This window comes from uncultured Hymenobacter sp. (genome assembly GCF_964242765.1).
In the GTDB taxonomy this organism is placed as follows: domain Bacteria; phylum Bacteroidota; class Bacteroidia; order Cytophagales; family Hymenobacteraceae; genus Hymenobacter.
In genome coordinates this window covers 1-17,597 of record NZ_CAXTBM010000037.1, presented here as the reverse complement: position 1 = coordinate 17,597, position 17,597 = coordinate 1, and the positions used below count along the sequence as shown (strand labels likewise).

Sequence of the window (17,597 nt, the reverse complement as noted above, 5' to 3'; positions counted from 1 at the left end):
CCAGTTGCAATCACCTCAAGCAGAAGTATAGCCTTATCCGTCGAATCAACGGTTTAACGTCTTAATAACAAGAGCCTTACCGTTGCATTTTATGCTCTCGTGCTACCCAACAATAAAGGCTGCTGCAATAACGGCAGTTGCTCGTCAAATCTCTACTGTGCCTTATTAAGCCACTGCCCGACGGATCATCTTGTAGTGTTGAATATCACATTCCTCAAACATCTCTCCTACTTTCTCGAAGCCATGCCGCTCGTAGAATCGCACGGCCGGCAGTTGCGCGTGCAAGTACACGACCGTGCCAGGGTTCTGCGCATCAACATCTTTAAGAACCTGTTCGAGTAGCAGGGCCCCAGCTTGCTGGTTACGAAAGTCGGCTAGCACTGCAAAACGCTCCAGTTTCACCCCAGACTCGGTTTTCCGCCAACGGGCGGCTCCGCAGGGAATACCGTCGGCGGTACGGGCCAAGTAGTGCGTAGCCCCGTTCACGTCGTGGGCATCATATTCTTCTTCGGCGGGTACGTTTTGTCCCACTACAAATACTTCCCGCCGAATAGCAAAAGCTGCGTCGAGGTCTTGAGGAGCAGAAATACGTTGAGCTTTCATGTAGCCTGGATGTAGACGGATTGTTCAGATTTCGCGGATGAGTTCAAGTCCCGCATTTCGATTAGTTGGCGAAAGTAGCAACGAAATAAAAAAGCGGCCTCCAGGTGGAGGCCGCTTTTTGTTGTAGTCAGAACTATACGGTGTCGGCTAGCCGAACGCGCTGCTTGCCGCTTGGTGCTTTACAGTTGCTGCTCCTGGTTTACGGGTAGCTCCTGCGTGCCGTCGTCTTCGCGGCGGGCGTCGGGGTGACGGCCAGCATCGGGAGCAGCAGACCCAGGGCCGTTAGGACGACGGTAGGGCTGATACTCGCGAATCGGGCGGTTGGCCTGATTGGCTTGCTCGTGCTGGGCGTCTACGTCGAACTTGTCGTAGGCCATCACAATCGACTTCACCAAGCGGTGACGTACCACGTCTTCGGAACTCATTTCCACGAAGCCGATGCCGCTCACCTCTTTCAGAATGTCCAACGCCTGAATGAGGCCAGACTTCTGCTTGGTGGGCAAGTCAATCTGGCTTCGGTCACCGTTTACCATCACCTTGGCCGTTGGGCCCATACGGGTCAGGAACATCTTCAGCTGCGAGGGCGTGGTATTTTGCGCTTCATCGAGAAGCACAAAGGCATTGTTGAGCGTCCGCCCGCGCATATAAGCCAGCGGCGCAATTTCGATGGTCTTGTTCTCCATGTAGAACTTAAATTTCTCGGGCGGCAACATATCCTCCAGCGCATCATAAATGGGCCGCAGGTAGGGGTCAATCTTGTCCTTCAGGTCGCCGGGCAGGAAACCAAGGCTTTCGCCGGCCTCCACTACGGGGCGCGAAATAATAATTTTTTTGACCTCCTTGTTTTTGAGCGCCCGTACGGCCAGCGCCACCGAAATATACGTCTTGCCGGTACCGGCTGGCCCGAGGGCAAACACCAGGTCGTGGCGCATAACGGCGTCAACGAGCCGCTGCTGGTTGGCCGTTTTGGCTTTGATAACGCCCCCTTTTGCGCCAAACAAAATAACGTCGGGCGAGGCCGCTAGCAGGCGGTCTTGCTGGTCTTCATCGGACGAGGAGAGGTACTGATACACGGTTCTGTCGGTGATTTGTCCGTACTGGTGATAATGTTCCAGCAGAGCCGACAGAATATCGTTGATACGGCTGATGACGGGCGTTTGACCCTGTATTTTAATCTCGTTGCCGCGGGAAATAATTTTGCTGCCCGGAAAAGCCGCCGCTAGCTGACGGATGTTCTGGTTATCGGGCCCCAGGAAATCAATCAGGGACACGTTTTCGAGCGTGATGACTTTCTCTACCAAATTAAGGGGTGGTAAGGACTAGGAAGTTGAGTGAAATGAAAGCGTTTGAACAACATCAGTTCCCGCAAATAGGCTACTTTTGCCGCCCTCGCAAGGCACTAAAACAATAGTACGAAGAACTCAGGATTTCCGGCAATGGGGTTGATTACGTTTCTGTCTGACTTCGGCTACCGCGACCATTACGTGGCGGCCGTAAAAGCGCGGATTCTGCAATTGGCCCCAGCAGTGCCTGTACTCGACATTTCGCATGCTGTTGAACCCTTCAACATCGCGCACGCCGTTCACGTTCTAAATGCGGTATTTCGCGACTTTCCCACTGGTACCGCTCACCTGATAGGCGTCAACGATTTAGGCGGTCCACGCGCTGCCTGGCATGCAGCCCTCTATCAAGGCCACTATTTCGTAGCCGCCGACAACGGTTTGCTCGCCCTGATCTGCGACGGCCAACCCGAAGAGTTAGTGAGCTTAGGGAAAGCCACCGGCCTTACTGCCTCCCCCACCCGCGACCTGCTGGCCCCCGCAGCCGTGCATTTGGCCCAGGGTGGCTTGCTCACCGACCTTGGTCCTACCACTACGCAGCTCTATCAGCTGCTCAACCGCCAAGTGCGGCTCCAGGACAATCGCATCACCGGCCACGTTGTGCACGTCGACCACTACGGTAATCTAATCACCGACATCACGCGCCAAGCGGTGGAAGTGATTGGCCGCACCCGCCCCTTCACGATTCATTTTGCCCGCGAAACGGTACGTGAAATTGCGGCTCATTTCCAGGCCGCTGATCCAGGCGAAGCCGTGTGCATTTTCAACAGCCAGGATCAGCTTTGCATCGGTATCAATCAAGGCAACGCTTCGGAGCTGCTCGGGCTGCACTTTGATTCGCAAGTTGATTTGCGCTTCCCAGTTGACAGTCAGTAAAGGTGCGCTAGCTAGCAAAACCCATTAATAGCCACTTCAAAAACCCTATTTCTAGCGTCTAAATGCCTATTTCAATTCTATTTTTATATTATGTTAAGTAGAATACTAGTTGCAAATCAGCCCGATTCTATTAGCTGATAAGCTAACTTAAACTTTCTCATCATGCTAATTAGGATTGTGCGCATGACTTTCGCGCCTGAACAAGTCCCAGCTTTTTTAAAGATTTTTCACCGCTCCCAATACCAGATTCGCTTAATGCCTGGCTGCCGCTTTCTGGAGTTGTGGCAGGATGCAGAACAGCCGCATATCTACTGCACCCACAGTCATTGGGAGTCCGAGGAAGCGTTGAATGAATATCGTCGCTCAGAACTGTTTGGGCAGGTGTGGCCTGCTACCAAGGCGTTGTTTGCTGCGCCAGCGCAGGCATTTTCGGCGCACCAAGTACTTCCGGAATAGTAGTGGCATGGTGAAAAAAGAAGCAACCGACTTGGGGCTTGACTGGCGTGTATCCTCGCGGCTTTTAGTTATATTTTTTCGGTCGCTATAAATCACTACTCCTTGTTCCTAAGGTCTGCCGGAAAAATGTGGCCGAAAAATAGTGGAGCCCGACAAAGGCACTAGCCAAGGTAAAAGCCCCAACCTTAATCGGCAAAGGCTGTATTGCTAGCTATGGACACCAATTATTTCGAATTCTACGACCTGCCCGAGACCTTCCAGCCGGACGAGGCAGCCCTGAAGCGTCGCTACTACGCCTTAAGCCGCGAATACCACCCCGATTTTCACGCTACGGCGAGCCCAGGGCGGCAGCAGGAAATCCTGCGGCTGGCAACTTTGAACACCAACGCCTACCGCACCCTCTCCGATCCTGACCTGCGGATGGCGTACATTTTGGGGCAACACGGGTTGCTGGAAGAGGGCAAACAGGAAATGCCACCAAATTTTTTGATGGAAGTAATGGACTTAAACGAGCAAATAATGGAGTTCGAATTCGAGCCCGATCTGGAGGCCGCCAAGCGGGTGGAAGACGAAGTTAACGCCTTGACCCAGACGCTAGATGCAGGCATCGAGCCCGTGCTGGCTGGCTACCCTGGCTTGCCGACTGATGCCCGGCCTCAAGCTTTACAACAAGTACGGACCTACTATTTGAAAAAGCGCTACTTGTTGCGCATTCGCGAAAGTCTAACTAAGTTTGCAGCCCGCTCCTAAAACGAAGGAGTGCGTGAAGCCCAGATGGCGGAACCGGTAGACGCGTTGGTCTCAAACACCAATACCGCAAGGTGTGCCGGTTCGACTCCGGCTCTGGGTACCCAAAGGCACTAATAGCGCCGAATTAGCCGTAAAAGCGGCCTTTCCAAGCTCTTGGAGGGGCCGCTTTTATATTTATAGCCACTCATAGTAGGCTACTTAGAGTTGAACAAGCTCAAGCGCTGGCCAACTACTTACTGTGCTAGCACTTAGTAGCAATAAGTGTTATTGGCAAATAAGGTTGCCTGCAAGAAGCAGAGCCTTTCGTTGCGGAGCATCGTCAAAAGCGTAACAAGCCGGCGCAACATTCACAGTCCATTGGAAGCCAACAGCTCGTCAGGTAGCTTCGCACAGGGTTGTGCAGACGCTTGTGAACTGATGTTTAGTTTAACGCACTGGTTGTAAAATGAAGAATATTCATCTCAAAGAAAGTTTTAGCAACACCGAAAACTGTGTTCTTGCTACCACTCATTATGCCAGCAATACAAATTGGTGATTTTCAAGTAGAACTAGTACGCAAGAACATTCGCAGCCTACGCCTAACCGTATATGCCTCCGACGGGCGCATCCGAGTGGCCGTACCAACGCGCACATCCGACCAAGCTATTCAGGATTTTGTAATTGCCCGTCGGGCGTGGATTTCGAAACATCAAGAGAAGTTCAAGTCGCGGACGCCCCCGACAGAGTTGCAGTATGTTTCGGGCGAAACGCATTACTATCAGGGCGTAGGGTACCAGTTGCAGCTTCACATAGTTGATAGAACGCCGTACGTGGAGTGTCGAGAATCGCAAATTCTGGATTTGTATGTGCGGGAAGGCAGTACCCAACAACAGCGTGAGAAAGTGTTGCTAACATGGTATCGACGGCAGATGAAGGCTCAACTACCGGGTATGGTGGCACAATGGCAAAGGACAGTAGACGTGCGAGTGAACGAGTGGGGCATCAAGCAAATGAAAACCCGCTGGGGCACTTGCAACATTCGCGCGAAGCGAATTTGGTTGAACCTAGAGCTAATTAAGAGGCCTACTCCCTGCTTGGAATACGTGGTAGTGCACGAACTAGTGCATCTGCATGAGCGACTGCATAATGCTCGATTCTGGGGACTAATGGATCATTTTATGCCGGAGTGGCGCATGCACCGAGAGCAGTTGAAAAAGACCTTGCTGGATACGCCGATAGAACTAGATGCGTGCTAGTAGCTCATTCAAGCTCCTTTTGAAATGATTGGAGCTCTGAACCTGATCAAAGAGCTAGCTGATCAAGAGCTAGCATAGACCAGCTAATAAATATTTGTTCGAGCCAGAGCCAATTCTCTTGAGATGCAATAAGAGCTAAACGAGAAGGCCATGTATTCATAGCTGGTGATGCTTTTAGAACTCTCACTTCTTCTGCTCTACTCAAAGCTGTTCTGCGTGTATACAACTCAGATTTAGCTTGTACTGTGTATTACCTACCAACTCATGTGAGGGCGGAACACATCAATATCTACTATCTCGCACGGTTTATACAATATTTCCTGAAAATAAAGCATCTGCATTTGTTTGATTAAAAGCTACTTATAAATAAGGTTTCAAACGTTTCAAGTTCAAGTTGTCATTCGAGAAAACATTTCTTCTTATTTATTTGTATAATATACAACATAATACAACATTTGCATCAACAATGTCTGTAACCCTTACTCCTATCTTCTATGAACAAGCTTACCGATGAAATTGAAACTACTTATGCTGACGGTAGATCTGCGACACTATCTATTGTCAGCAAACTCGAATTTCATGCACAAGCTAGATGTGCGTATGGCCTTCACGCTGGCCACCAAGCGCTGCGTGATAAGGTATCTGCGCGGATTGGCTTGCGCTGTTTGACTTCTAGGGTGCAGTCGGTATTTAGATACTGAGCGTCATGCAGGACTTTATGAGTTACTGGGGAATACTAGTGTCGGTGTTAACGGCAGGTTCCGCAGGCGTGCTCTACTTCATCAAAAGTTGGCGTGATGTTGAAACTCTTAAAGAACATCGGCGAACTCCAGAAATGCAGATTGCTGCTTTGCTGGAGAAGTTGGACGGGTATCAGATGGCCGCGTTGGCACGGGAGGTAAAGCACAAACAGGCTTTCGAAATCAAATTCCAAGAACATCGGACGGAAATGGCGCGGGAGGTAACTGTAGGCCGCCGCGAAAGTGCGAATTCAGTGCTACGGCTACACGAGCGAGTGGAAGCCTTGGACAAGTTGTTATCGGTATCGGTGGAGCGGCAGAACCAGTTGATGGACTCCACACGGCGCCAAGAAGTTCGTAGCGAGCGAGTAGAGCAGATTCTGTGGCGAGCTAATACCAGGCTGAACGAAGAATAATATTCAGCAGATCTTGAAATAAAGTTGACTGAGCATGAGCACATGAGTGGGGCCTTGCTCCCGCTCTGCCACGCCTTTTTCTATCCATTTTCATCCGCATTGTCATGAATCAGCACCAAAATCTGACCTTATGGGACCGGTTAAGACTGCCTACTCCCCAATTTTTCCGCAAACTCCGCGCTATAGGCTCAACTTTGGGCGCCTTGGGTCTTGTGCTTACCACCACGCAAGTGCCCTTGCCAGCTCTTGTTGTAACGATAGGCAGCTACCTCATTTTAGCTGGCTCAGTAGCTGCCGCCATATCGTCGGTGGCAGTGGAGCCTGAAGATGGCAATAGAAGACTAGCACCTCCCGCTCCGCAAGCTCAGCCCTTAAAACCTATCTCTCCTGACGCTTTGTGACTACAGGTAGGAAGCCCTGCTGAGCACCTAGCCCATTAATTCTATGCTTACAAATGGTATTGACATCAATCTTACAACTGATGGGACGCAACACATAAGCTCAATTATTACTGTTGCAATTACAACTATATCCTTTATTATTGCCAATAAATATTGAATACAAAGCAAGTGAATAGACCAAAACCCAGCATCATACCACAAAGTCTTACAACATAACCACACCAAAATGGAATTGCACGAACGGTTTGCTGCTTTTATAGCCGATAAAGGTATTACTGTGAATCAATTAGCTAAAGAGCTTAGCTATGATAGACCCGAGAAGCTGTACTCCATTTTGCGTCAACGCAACAAACCTAGTTATGAAACCTTATTGGACATACTCACTCGCTACCCCGAATTGAGTGCTGAGTGGCTTATTCGGGGTCAGGGCAATATGTATATGAGTGCTCCTACAACAGATGTTGAAGTAGGTATTGAGGTAACCAAAAACTTGCCCTTGCGCACCGATAACGGCCGTACACTGGTGGTCACTACCGATACCAAAGGCAAGGAAAACATGTCGCTGGTTCCGATTCCGGCACAAGCTGGCTATAGCCGTCAGTTCAGTGATCCTTCTTTCGTCGAAGACCTAGTGAAGTTTACCATTCCTGGCTTTCCTATTCAAGGCGGGCGAGCTTTCGAAGTAGAAAGCGACAGCATGATGCCCATTATTCGCCACAAGGACATGGTGCTGTGCAGCTATGTAGACAAGTGGACCAACTTGGCCCCTGGCTACCCTTATGTGGTGGTAATGGAAAACATGATTATGGTGAAGCGCATCAACGCCCCCATCTTGCACGCTGACGACATTGTAGAGCTTTACTCCGACAACTCACACTACCAGGTGCACAGGGTAAGAGCCGAAGACATCCGGGAAATCTGGCTGGTGCGCGGGATTCTTACTTCCCAAATTCCGGCCAACAACCGCGAAGTGCAGGACCGTTTGATTGAAATGGTTGGGTTTATGACCAACAACACCGAGCACCTTCAGTTGATGACCATGGAGATGCTACGCATGATTCGAGAAACGCAGACTGTCACAAAAAAGTAAGAGAAAACTGCACCTACCTGAAAACAAGCTGCGCGAAGCCAAACGCCCATTATAGCGTTTTAGCTTCGCGCAGCTTGTTTTGCATTATGTGTAAGTAGCGAATGAAGGGCAAAACTTATTGCAAGCTCTTGCCTTCATTCAGTGCTTGCCTCCTACTACAGGAAAGACCTTCCGTAGGACAGTTATTCTTTACCGCTCCAGCTTGAAGCCTGGGTCCACTGGTGGCCGCTCGTTCTGATTGGCTACGGCCCAGCCGGTCAGGTAAATCCAGCGGGTGACGCCGGCAAGCTTGTTGATGTTGATGCCTTCTGGCTCGTCTTTGGGCGTGTGATAATCCTTGTGTAGCAGCGTGGTGTAGCAGATAGAAGGAATATTCAGGCGGGCGTAAGACAGGTGGTCGGAGCGGAAGTACCAGCCTTCGGGATGGGTGGGCTTGTCCCAGAGCGTATCAAGTTTGAACTTCGGGCTGGCTTGGTTGGCCGCCAAGGCGGTAGCTACAAGGTCCTTGGAATTGCGGTGAGGCGGTTGCGAGCCGAGCAGCGCCGCGCTGTCGGGAGCGTTGCGGCCTATCATCTCGGCGTTCAGCACAGCCACTATCGACTCCTTGGGCACAGTGGGGTTAGCCGCGTAGTAGCGCGACCCTAGCAATCCTCGCTCTTCGGCCCCGTGATACACAAAAAGCGCCGAGCGGCGCCCTGGTTTCTGCACGAAAGCCCGGCCTATAGCTAGCAAGGCGGCGCAGCCAGTGGCGTTGTCGTCGGCGCCGTTCCAGATGGAGTCGCCGGCCACGGCTTTGCGTACGCCGTCGTGGTCTTGGTGGGTGCTGAACAGCACATTCTCTGCTTTCAGCTTGGAATCGGTGCCGGGCACTTTGGCCACGATGTTGACGGACGGATAGCTGAAACTTTCCACGTTAAGCGTAGCGGTGAGTTGCTGGCCAGGCTGGCGCACCCACGATAGCGCATCGGCGGGTAGCCAAATGGTGGGCGCCTGCGCTACAACTGCTACGTTGGGGCCGCCGGGCAAGTCATAACGGCCCCGCTCGTAGCCGGTGGTCCACCGCTCGTAGTAGTCTTGGGCCCGCGCATCTGACACAAAAACAACCGCTACGGCGCCTGCTTTTACCAGTTCTGCCGACCGGTCGCGCATGGTGCCGGTCAGGAAGCGTCGGTAGCTTAGCTCAGCCGGCCCGGTGCCCGAGAAGAGTATAGCTACTGCTTTGCCCTTGACATCAACGCCCGCCATTTCGGTGGCAGTACCCGTGCCCACATATACCAGCGGGGCATTTATGGAAGCAATGCCCGGCGCCAGAATCATGGCGTCCTGGCCGTGGGTGAGTTGGTGAGTGCCAATGCGCAGGGTGCTGCCTTTAGTAAGACGAGTCCGCTGGATATGAAAGAACTGGAAGTAAGTGCCATCGTCGCCAGCGGGTTGCAGGCCGCTGGCACGCAGTTGCTCGGCTATCCACATAGATGCTCGGAGTTCATCGAGCGTTCCGCCTTCGCGGCCGCGGAAATGGTCGCCTCCAATGGCAAACAAGTCGCGCTTGAGGTCGGCTTCATTGATCGTAGTGCGCTTGTCACCAGTAAACGGGTTGCGTTGCGCCGAAGCTACGCTACCAACTAGTAAAAGGGTACTCAGGCAACTGGAAGCTGCCAAGTGTGAGAAAAGAGGTTTTGTCATGCAGGCGAAATAAGATGCTTTAGCCTTTGCCCTACGTATCGGCGCACTTCTAGTTAAGGCAAAGCAGTACTATGAGGCTAGATACATTAGGTTGTTAAAAGCAAGAAGACTAATTCTCCTCAGCTGAGAGGGGAACTAGTCTTCTTGCTTTTGATACTAATTTATTACTTCACCAAATTCACCAGGTTGTCCCGCAGGAACAGCATCATGGCGCCGTAGGTGTAATCCCGGTTGGCTTTCTTGGCGAGGCTGTGGCCTTCGTCTTTGGCCATGATGTACCAGACTTTGGTGCCCTGCTTCTTCAGGCCGTCCACCATTTGTTCGGATTCGGTGAGGGGCACGCGCGGGTCGTTTTTGCCTTGGTAGACCAGCATGGGCTTGGTGATGTTCTTGATTTTGTTGATGGGTGAAATCTGCTCGAATACGGTTTGCATGGCTGGGTCCCGCTCGTCGCCGTACTCCACCCGGCGTAGGTCGGCGCGGTAGGAGCTGGTGTTTTTGAGGAACGTGGTGAAGTTGCTGATACCGAACAAATCGACGCCGCAGCGCATGCGGGCATTATAGTTGGTCATGGTAGCCAAGCACATGTAGCCGCCATACGAACCGCCGTACACACCGACTCGGGTGGCGTCGAGGTCGGGCTGCTTGGCTATCCAGTCGAGCAGCGCGCCGATGTCGCGCACTGATTCCTCGCGCTTGGGGCCGTTGTCGAGCTTGAGGTAGGTTTTGCCGTAACCACTGGAGCCACGCACGTTGGGCACTACCACCGCAACGCCTAACTCCTTTACCAACAAGTTGATCAAAGGGCTGAAATTAGGCAACGACTGACCTTCCGGTCCGCCATGAATGCTGAGCAGCACGGGCGTTTTACCGTTTGCATTGCGGGGCCGATATACGAGAGCCGGAATCATACGGGGTTTGCCGTCCACCTGGTCGAAGGTGGGATATTGAATCAGTTCTGGCTCCACAAAGCTGGCCGGGTTCAGCCCGCCCACTTCGCTGGTAGTCCAGCGCGTGAGGGCTTGCGTGGTCAGATTTACCACGTACACGTCGGAACTAGAAGTGGGAGTACCGAAGCTTACGGCTAGCCGCTGGTTGTCGTCGTTGAGCTTGAAGTTGCCGATGACGCCTTTCGGGATGTTGGGTACGGGTTGGTACTGCCGGGTTTTAGTGTCGAGCACGTAGAGCTTGAAGTAGCCGCCTTCGTTGGTTGAAAAAACCAGCTTGCTGCCATCTTTGCTGAGGTCCATGCCTTCTACATCCCAATTGATGGCCGCCGTAAGCGGGATTTGTTTGCCAGTTGCTAAGTCATAATAGCGCAGGGTTTGAAACTCGGTGCCCTCATCAGAAGTCAGAAAAAGGCCCTTGCCATCGTTGGTAAACTCCACCCCCGCGTAGGCTACTGGCGCCGGCGTCGGGTGCAGGCGCTCCATCTTCCGCGAAGCTACATCAAACCGGTACAGCTCACTTTCGTTGATGGATTTGTAGTTGGCCAGAATCATCTGCTTGCCATCGTCCGACCAATCGGCCACGCGCCAACCGCCGCCTTTTAGCTCGGCTAGCATAGCGGGCTTGGCATTGGACTTGAAATCTAGGCTGTAAAGGTCGAGGTCGGTGCCGTTGCGCTGGTTGCTGGTGAAAGCCAACTGAGTTCCAGCCTCGTTCCAACCTTGCAAGTTGTTGCGGCTCTTGCCATCCGTCAGCAGCCGCGACTGGCCGTTTCCGAGGTCGAAGAAGTAGATCTGGTAGTTTTCGTTGCCACCAAGGTCGCGGCTGTAGAGGAAGCCGTTCTGCTTTTTGTCGGGTGCTACTCCCACCGACCCAAGCGGTTCTTTAAAGAACGTAATCTGTCGCCGGTCGGCGCCGGGCGCGGCCACGTGGTGAATCTGGGGCACCTCCGCGAAGCGCGTCGAAATAAACAGCCCTTTGCCATCCCGGTCCCAATCGGCGAAGCTCGCGCCCCGCACGTTCTGATATTGATCGACGCGCTCCAGCAGGTCAGCGGGCAAGGCCGGAATGCCATCCACCACTAGGTTGCCAATTTCTTTGCGGTTGTCTTGCGCCCACACCGGGGCCGACAAGGCCGCCAGCAGACCTATGGAGAGTAAGTGTTTTTTCATAGCAACAAGTTGAGTTTCGCCTTCGCACAACCGTATTCGACTGCTGAGCTGGCTAGAGTTTAAGAAAAGACCTTATTAGTCCAATATAGGTGTTCATCTTGAAAGTTGAAGAAGCAATTGAAGGGGCGTAAAAGCTTCTGCAGCAAGTTGGTCTTGCCAGAGGGCGTGAGTCTTGCACGCACTAGCACTGTCGGTTTTGGCATTAGCAACACTCTGCGTACTATTGCTTTCCATTATCCGTCCAGCTTACTGGCGGCGGCTGTCTATGTTGCTGTTGTTTATTCTATGTCTTCTTATACTCCTGGTTTACACGTGCTGGCTACCTTCACGGCGCCGGTACATCGTCTAATTGATGCTGCCGCCTGCCAGTCGTTTTTCAACGACCAGATCCGGGCGTTGCAGCTCACCAAAGTGGGCGAAGTGTACCACACGTTTCCCAACGGCAGTTTTACGGCGGTGGTCGGCCTCACAGAGTCGCACCTGAGTGTGCACACGTGGCCGGAATACGGCCTGGCCACCTTCGACGTGTTCTTGTCGAATTTCCAGCGCGATAATTCGGCAACCGTACGGCAGCTATACGCCGAAACTCTGCGCTTTTTCGAAGGCATCGAGTTAACCAAAACCGAGGTGAGCCGATGAGTGCAAGTCTACCCTCTAGCGTGGCCCCGGCGCAACTCGAATGCCCGAAATGCAACGCCTCTATCGGCTACTTTGACACTAAAAACAGTACGTTTTTCGTGTGCCCAACATGCCGCACTTTCTTCGAGTACGAAAACGAAGGGCCACCGCGAATAATTAACGGGTTCAAGCAGGTCCTCGTTGAAAACCCGACTCTGCTGCTAGGTACCGTCGGCACATTGCTTGGGGAGTCCTACCTCGTGGTTGGCTTTATACTGAAGCGCGAAGTACGATATCCTGCTCAATGGATAGAATACATGTTGCTGGACCAAGCCACCGGAGCTTACGTGCAACTGGCCGTATTTGAAGGCCATTGGATGTTCGTAGAACCTGTCCAGGGCAGCTACCAAGTAGGCCTGCCCACGTCGCGGCGTGCGTACGTTTTCACCAACGACACCAATTACGCTCTTTACAACAGATACCAGCAGCAAGTGCTGTACGCCATGGGCGAGTTCGACTGGAATATTCTGGACGACGAAAAGCTGAATATTTCTGAATTTATTGCGCCGCCCTACATGCTGGTACAGGAGCGAAACCCCCGAACCAAAAAATCAGAGTGGTACAAGGCTACTTATCTGGAGCCGGATACCATACAAGCGGCCTTCAATTTGGAACCCCAACGTATGCCTTGGCGCGAAGGCGTGGGCGCTATTCAGCCAGCACCGGGCGAAGCGAGCTGGCCTGCCCTGAGTCAGTTTTCATTGGTTATGGCCTTGGTCATCGTCGTGACGCAGGCGCTGTTCTTGTTTGTAAAACCGCAACAGCAGTTGCTCAGCCAGCAGTTTAGCAGCCAAGCCCTTACCGATACCAACGCAGCGGCGGCCGCCGTTGCGGGCAGCAACAATGTTATCGTAACACCTTCCTTTGAGGTGCAGGGACCGGCGGCCCTCGAGTTTGACTTACGCTCCTCGCTCAGCAATCAGTGGCTGGAAATCCCGGTTTCGCTGGTAAACGAGAAAACTGGGCAGAGCTACGAATTCACGAAGAACCTGGAGTTTTACTCTGGAGTCGAGGGTGGCGAAAGCTGGAGCGAAGGCAGCCAGAGCGACGATGCTACGTTGGCCGGCATCCCGTCGGGCCGCTACCACCTCAACATTTACCCCGCCACCGAGGCCGGCCTCGATTTGCCCATCGACCTCACCGTAACGCAGAACACACCGCTGCATTCCAATGCTATCCTGTTTCTGCTGCTGCTAGCTATTTACCCCGGCATTCAGCTATACCGCCGATACACCCACGAACAAACCCGCTGGCTCAATAGCGACTATGGTCCGCAAGAAGCAGCAGAATAATCTTCTTTTCAGATTCATTATGAAACTCCTGCGCGACTTAAAAAGCATACGCTACTACGCTCTAGCGGCTGCCCTGGCTTACGGCACGTTCGTTTGGGCCGGCCTGCGGGGCACTCGCCTGCTCGGCGACGACAACGAAAACACTGAAAACTTGAATAGCAGCAGTAGCCGCGGTGGCTCTGGCGGCCACGCCCGCTTCTACCACAAGTGAGTTACCAGTTGCCAGTTGGCAGAACCAACCGGCAACTGGTAACTGGCAGCTGGCTACTTCACCACCTCACAACTCTACCTCATGGAATACCTCAACTTCAAGCTTATTGCCGCTTCCGTTATCTATTCGGTTTTAGGCATCGTTATTTTAGTTATCAGCTTTGTTCTGTTTGAGAAGTTTACGCCGGGCACGTTGCGCAAGGAAATTATGGAAGAGCACAACAACGCTTTTGCATTGGTAAGCGCGGCTTTCATGATTGCCGTGGCTCTGATAATCAGCGCGGCCATTCATGGTTAAGGAGCCGGTACGCCGCACCGGCCGCAAAACAGCGGCAGTAGCGTTGGGCGCGTCGGGCCGGTTGGGCGCTGTGGAAAGCCAGGCGGCGCTGCTGTTGGGCTCGGTGTTCGTTATTGCTACGTGCGGCCTGATTTATGAGTTGATTGCGGGCACGCTGGCCTCGTATCTACTCGGCGACTCGGTTACGCAGTTTTCCACCATCATCGGGGCCTATCTGTTTTCGATGGGCATTGGGTCGTGGTTGTCGCGCTACTTGGGCGGGCCGTTGCTGAAGTGGTTTATTCGGTTGGAGATATTGGTGGGGCTGGTGGGCGGCTTTTCGGCGCCGCTGCTGTTTGTGCTCTTCGAGTACGTCACGTCTTTTCGCCTGATTCTGTACGCCCTGGTCGGCTTTACGGGAATTTTGGTGGGTCTGGAAATTCCGCTGCTGATGCGGATTTTGGAGAACCGCTACGAGTTCAAGGACCTAGTTTCGCGGGTTTTTACCTTTGATTATATCGGGGCGCTATTAGCCTCGTTGATTTTTCCGCTGGTGTTGGTGCCGCAGTTGGGCTTGATGCGTACCTCGTTGCTGTTTGGCGCGCTGAACGTGGTAGTAGCCGGCGTAGCGTTGTTTCGTTTTCGCGAAACGCGGCCGTACCGCCGGAGTTTTGCGGGCGGGCTGCTGGTAGCGCTGCTGGCCTTGGGTGCCACTTTCGTGTATTCCGAGCGTATCCAGAGCTATACCGAAACTCTGGCTTTTCAGGACCAGGTGATTTATAGCAAGAGTACTTCGTATCAGCGGCTAGTGCTTACCAAAAACAACCGGGAGCTGCGTCTATTTCTCAACGGCAACCTACAGTTCAGCTCCCAAGATGAATACCGTTACCACGAGGCGCTGGTGCATCCTTTGCTCCAAGGTTTGCCCAAAGCCCGTCGCATTCTGGTGCTAGGTGGCGGCGACGGCCTCGCGGTGCGGGAACTACTAAAGTATCCGCGCCTCCAGCAAATCCGCCTCGTCGACCTCGACCCGGGCATGACGCAACTATTCCAGCGCAACGAAATCTTGGTGCAGCTCAACCAGCGCGCTTTGCTTGATCCCAAAGTGGAAGTTATCAACGGCGACGCCTATCAGTGGATTCGGCAAGACACAGCCCACTACGACGGCATAGTGGTGGACTTTCCCGACCCCGGCAATTACTCGATTGGGAAGCTGTACAGCACTGCTTTCTATCGGGAACTGGAGCGCCGGCTAGCGCCCGGTGGCCGAGTGGTAGTGCAGAGCACTTCGCCTTATGTGGCGCGGCAGTCGTTTTGGTGCGTGGCGCACACCTTGGCGGCGGCTGGCTTCCAGACTATTCCTTACCACTGCTACGTGCCTTCGTTTGGGGAGTGGGGCTACGTACTGGCAGGCCGCAACGCTCATTGGCGCCCCGATGCCAGCCCGCTGCCAACCGGCCTGCGCTTCCTCACGCCTGCCACCCTGCGCCAAATGCTCTACTTCCCGCCCGACATGGCCGAAGTACCGACGGAAATTAACCAATTAAATAACCAGGCGCTGGTGCGGTATTTCGAGGAAGACTGGGGGCCCTACTCGCATTAATCTTTGCAGTTTATACTAAAAGGTGTCTTAGCCCGCAGTGGGCGTTATATACCAATCAAGACAGTATGGCCTTTAGAGCTAAAAAACTAGCCGTTAGCACCTCTCCTTTTTCGGGGAAAGGGCCAGGAGTTGACCTGCCACGGCGCACGTTTCTGCAACGAGCCGGCTTGGGCTTGGCCGGGGTGCTGCTTGCCCCAACCAGCTTGCTCGAATCATGCGCGCCGGGCACGGTGCGGGCCCACATCCAGGGGGCTCTGCATGGTGCTAATCATGTTACCGGCCATTTGCTGCGACAACCAGGAAAGCTGCCGGCTCCCACCCGCACCGTGCGCACCGAAGTGCTCATTATTGGCGGAGGCGTGGCCGGGTTAGCCGCCCGGCGTGAGCTGCACCAACAAGGCCAAACTAATACACTGCTACTTGAACTAGACGAGCGAGTGGGCGGAAATGCATCCTCCGGGCAAAACCAGGTTTCCGCGTATCCGTGGGGCGCCCATTACCTGCCTGTTCCTGATTCCCGCAACAGCAAGCTGCTGGCCTTTTTGCGAGAGTCAGAGGTGATAACCGGGTATGCTGCGGATACGGGCTTGCCTATTTACAACGAGTACTATCTCTGCCACGACCCCGAGGAGCGCCTCAGCATCCACGGGCATTGGCAGCAGGGTTTGGTGCCCGATGCCGGTGTACCAGCCGCCGACCGCGCCGAAATTGCGCGATTTTTCAAACTAATTGAAGAGCTAAAGCAAGCCCGCGGCCAGGACGACAAAGAGGCGTTTGCCATTCCCTTGGATCATTCCTCCGCCGACTCAACCTACCGCCAGCTCGATACCATTTCCTTCTCCGATTACCTCACACAGCACGGTTACACCTCTCCCTACTTGCTTTGGTACCTCGACTACGGCTGCCGCGACGACTACGGCGCGCCCGCCGCGGCGGTGTCGGCGTGGGCGGGACTGCACTACTTTGCCGCTCGCAAAGGCCGCGCCCACAACGCCAGCGCCTCCGATGTGCTAACCTGGCCCGAAGGCAATAACTTCTTGATCGAACAGCTGCGCCAGCAGGCTTCCGCCCCCATCAGCACGGGCATGGTAGCTTATCAATTGCGCGAAACTACTACGGGGCTAGACGTGCTGGCGTATGACGTAGCTACCCAACAATCGGTGCGCGTGGAGGCGCAGCAGGTGCTATTGGCTACGCCGCAGTTTGTTACGCAGCGGCTCCTAGCAGGCCTGACCGATGCCCCTAAGTCTACCTTAACGCCCTATCATGCGCCGTGGGTGGTAGCAAACCTCACGGTGGACGGCCTGCCGCAGGGCCCCGGTCAGCCGCTGTGTTGGGACAATGTGCGCTACGGTAGCACGGCGGTGGGCTATGTGAATGCCAACCACCAAAATTTAAGCCTCAACTCCGACGGGGCCAAGGTCATTACCATGTACTGGCCACTGTGCGACGAGCCGCCCGAAGCTGCCCGCCGCAGCGCCTACCAAACCAGCTACGATGAATGGGTAAAACGCCTGCTTGCGGAGCTGGAAATCATGCACCCCGGCGTTACGCCTCATGTTCGGCGGGCCGATGTGTGGGTGTGGGGCCATGGCATGGTAGCACCTACACCCGGCTACCTCTGGGGCCCTGACCGAGTGGCGGCCGCCCACCCCTGGCGCAATAAGTTGTTCTTCGCCCACACCGACCTGAGCGGTATTTCTATCTTCGAGGAAGGATTTTATCAAGGCGTACGGGCAGCGCACGAAATGCTGGCGGCATCCTAGTAATTAGCTTCTCCATCCGTGTCTCTCCCCCGCCCCACCCAGCCCTGGATTCGCTCTGCCC

16 protein-coding genes and 1 tRNA gene are annotated in these 17,597 nt (G+C 53.7%); 13 read left to right on the top strand and 4 right to left on the bottom strand.

The features are described from left to right. Positions 1-165 precede the first annotated feature (165 nt). Both ACFE7X_RS15590 and ACFE7X_RS15585 read right to left on the bottom strand, forming a co-directional pair. Positions 166-603 (bottom strand): GNAT family N-acetyltransferase, encoded by a 438-nt coding sequence (locus ACFE7X_RS15590; RefSeq protein ID WP_375436608.1) that lies wholly within the window; start codon positions 601-603, stop codon positions 166-168. 179 nt (positions 604-782) lie between these two features. After that, positions 783-1,904, bottom strand: coding sequence for a PhoH family protein (locus tag ACFE7X_RS15585; RefSeq protein ID WP_375436607.1), 1,122 nt, complete (start codon positions 1,902-1,904; stop codon positions 783-785). A 135-nt stretch (positions 1,905-2,039) separates the two neighbouring features. Here ACFE7X_RS15585 and ACFE7X_RS15580 point away from each other — a divergent pair, with 135 nt between their 5' ends. The 7 genes from ACFE7X_RS15580 to ACFE7X_RS15550 all read left to right on the top strand — a co-directional run bounded on the left by ACFE7X_RS15580 (position 2,040) and on the right by ACFE7X_RS15550 (position 7,907). Continuing rightward, the gene (locus tag ACFE7X_RS15580; RefSeq protein ID WP_375436606.1) at positions 2,040-2,819 is read left to right on the top strand and encodes an S-adenosyl-l-methionine hydroxide adenosyltransferase family protein; all 780 of its coding nucleotides are present in this window, start codon (positions 2,040-2,042) and stop codon (positions 2,817-2,819) included. Between the two features lie 162 nt (positions 2,820-2,981). After that, the gene (locus ACFE7X_RS15575) at positions 2,982-3,275 is read left to right on the top strand and encodes a putative quinol monooxygenase (RefSeq protein ID WP_375436605.1); all 294 of its coding nucleotides are present in this window, start codon (positions 2,982-2,984) and stop codon (positions 3,273-3,275) included. Positions 3,276-3,488: 213 nt separating this feature from the next. Beyond that, positions 3,489-4,025 (top strand): Fe-S protein assembly co-chaperone HscB, encoded by a 537-nt coding sequence (gene hscB, locus ACFE7X_RS15570; protein ID WP_375436604.1) that lies wholly within the window; start codon positions 3,489-3,491, stop codon positions 4,023-4,025. Positions 4,026-4,043: 18 nt separating this feature from the next. Beyond that, a tRNA-Leu gene (locus ACFE7X_RS15565) sits at positions 4,044-4,125 on the top strand. 412 nt (positions 4,126-4,537) lie between these two features. Next, positions 4,538-5,260, top strand: a complete 723-nt coding sequence (locus tag ACFE7X_RS15560) for a M48 family metallopeptidase (protein ID WP_375436603.1) — start codon at positions 4,538-4,540, stop codon at positions 5,258-5,260. An 835-nt stretch (positions 5,261-6,095) separates the two neighbouring features. Continuing rightward, positions 6,096-6,416 carry a hypothetical protein gene (locus tag ACFE7X_RS15555; RefSeq protein ID WP_375436602.1) on the top strand — a complete coding sequence of 107 codons (321 nt, stop codon included), beginning with the start codon at positions 6,096-6,098 and terminating at the stop codon, positions 6,414-6,416. A gap of 627 nt (positions 6,417-7,043) precedes the next feature. Continuing rightward, positions 7,044-7,907 carry a S24 family peptidase gene (locus ACFE7X_RS15550; RefSeq protein WP_375436601.1) on the top strand — a complete coding sequence of 288 codons (864 nt, stop codon included), beginning with the start codon at positions 7,044-7,046 and terminating at the stop codon, positions 7,905-7,907. Positions 7,908-8,096: 189 nt separating this feature from the next. On the opposite strand, the gene ACFE7X_RS15545 is transcribed toward ACFE7X_RS15550, so the two are convergent. Both ACFE7X_RS15545 and ACFE7X_RS15540 read right to left on the bottom strand, forming a co-directional pair. Continuing rightward, entirely contained in the window at positions 8,097-9,590 is a 1,494-nt protein-coding gene (locus tag ACFE7X_RS15545; RefSeq protein ID WP_375436600.1) for a M28 family peptidase, read from the bottom strand. Positions 9,591-9,754: 164 nt separating this feature from the next. Further along, positions 9,755-11,710, bottom strand: coding sequence for a S9 family peptidase (locus ACFE7X_RS15540; protein ID WP_375436599.1), 1,956 nt, complete (start codon positions 11,708-11,710; stop codon positions 9,755-9,757). A 285-nt stretch (positions 11,711-11,995) separates the two neighbouring features. Here ACFE7X_RS15540 and ACFE7X_RS15535 point away from each other — a divergent pair, with 285 nt between their 5' ends. The 6 genes from ACFE7X_RS15535 to ACFE7X_RS15510 all read left to right on the top strand — a co-directional run bounded on the left by ACFE7X_RS15535 (position 11,996) and on the right by ACFE7X_RS15510 (position 17,536). Then, on the top strand, positions 11,996-12,349 hold the full coding sequence (locus ACFE7X_RS15535; RefSeq protein WP_375436598.1) for an S-adenosylmethionine decarboxylase family protein: 354 nt from the start codon (positions 11,996-11,998) through the stop codon (positions 12,347-12,349). Further along, positions 12,346-13,680: a DUF4178 domain-containing protein gene (locus tag ACFE7X_RS15530; protein ID WP_375436597.1), complete on the top strand. Its 1,335-nt coding sequence runs from the start codon at positions 12,346-12,348 to the stop codon at positions 13,678-13,680. Before ACFE7X_RS15535 ends, ACFE7X_RS15530 begins: the two co-directional genes overlap by 4 nt. A 19-nt stretch (positions 13,681-13,699) precedes the next feature. Then, the gene (locus ACFE7X_RS15525; protein ID WP_375436596.1) at positions 13,700-13,891 is read left to right on the top strand and encodes a hypothetical protein; all 192 of its coding nucleotides are present in this window, start codon (positions 13,700-13,702) and stop codon (positions 13,889-13,891) included. A gap of 81 nt (positions 13,892-13,972) precedes the next feature. Then, on the top strand, positions 13,973-14,188 hold the full coding sequence (locus ACFE7X_RS15520; protein WP_375436595.1) for a DUF350 domain-containing protein: 216 nt from the start codon (positions 13,973-13,975) through the stop codon (positions 14,186-14,188). After that, positions 14,181-15,770 carry a polyamine aminopropyltransferase gene (locus ACFE7X_RS15515; RefSeq protein ID WP_375436594.1) on the top strand — a complete coding sequence of 530 codons (1,590 nt, stop codon included), beginning with the start codon at positions 14,181-14,183 and terminating at the stop codon, positions 15,768-15,770. The genes ACFE7X_RS15520 and ACFE7X_RS15515 overlap by 8 nt, the downstream gene beginning before the upstream one ends. 65 nt (positions 15,771-15,835) lie before the next feature. Then, positions 15,836-17,536 carry an FAD-dependent oxidoreductase gene (locus tag ACFE7X_RS15510; protein ID WP_375436593.1) on the top strand — a complete coding sequence of 567 codons (1,701 nt, stop codon included), beginning with the start codon at positions 15,836-15,838 and terminating at the stop codon, positions 17,534-17,536. Positions 17,537-17,597 lie beyond the last annotated feature (61 nt).

Bases quoted from the DNA above. Each gene is read 5' to 3' on its own strand.
- ACFE7X_RS15590 (WP_375436608.1), bottom strand. From the start codon at position 603: ATGAAAGCTCAACGTATTTCTGCTCCTCAAGACCTCGACGCAGCTTTT.
- ACFE7X_RS15580 (WP_375436606.1), top strand. From the start codon at position 2,040: ATGGGGTTGATTACGTTTCTGTCTGACTTCGGCTACCGCGACCATTAC.
- ACFE7X_RS15575 (WP_375436605.1), top strand. From the start codon at position 2,982: ATGCTAATTAGGATTGTGCGCATGACTTTCGCGCCTGAACAAGTCCCA.
- hscB (WP_375436604.1), top strand. From the start codon at position 3,489: ATGGACACCAATTATTTCGAATTCTACGACCTGCCCGAGACCTTCCAG.
- ACFE7X_RS15560 (WP_375436603.1), top strand. From the start codon at position 4,538: ATGCCAGCAATACAAATTGGTGATTTTCAAGTAGAACTAGTACGCAAG.
- ACFE7X_RS15555 (WP_375436602.1), top strand. From the start codon at position 6,096: ATGCAGATTGCTGCTTTGCTGGAGAAGTTGGACGGGTATCAGATGGCC.
- ACFE7X_RS15550 (WP_375436601.1), top strand. From the start codon at position 7,044: ATGGAATTGCACGAACGGTTTGCTGCTTTTATAGCCGATAAAGGTATT.
- ACFE7X_RS15545 (WP_375436600.1), bottom strand. From the start codon at position 9,590: ATGACAAAACCTCTTTTCTCACACTTGGCAGCTTCCAGTTGCCTGAGT.
- ACFE7X_RS15540 (WP_375436599.1), bottom strand. From the start codon at position 11,710: ATGAAAAAACACTTACTCTCCATAGGTCTGCTGGCGGCCTTGTCGGCC.
- ACFE7X_RS15535 (WP_375436598.1), top strand. From the start codon at position 11,996: ATGTCTTCTTATACTCCTGGTTTACACGTGCTGGCTACCTTCACGGCG.
- ACFE7X_RS15530 (WP_375436597.1), top strand. From the start codon at position 12,346: ATGAGTGCAAGTCTACCCTCTAGCGTGGCCCCGGCGCAACTCGAATGC.
- ACFE7X_RS15525 (WP_375436596.1), top strand. From the start codon at position 13,700: ATGAAACTCCTGCGCGACTTAAAAAGCATACGCTACTACGCTCTAGCG.
- ACFE7X_RS15520 (WP_375436595.1), top strand. From the start codon at position 13,973: ATGGAATACCTCAACTTCAAGCTTATTGCCGCTTCCGTTATCTATTCG.
- ACFE7X_RS15515 (WP_375436594.1), top strand. From the start codon at position 14,181: ATGGTTAAGGAGCCGGTACGCCGCACCGGCCGCAAAACAGCGGCAGTA.
- ACFE7X_RS15510 (WP_375436593.1), top strand. From the start codon at position 15,836: ATGGCCTTTAGAGCTAAAAAACTAGCCGTTAGCACCTCTCCTTTTTCG.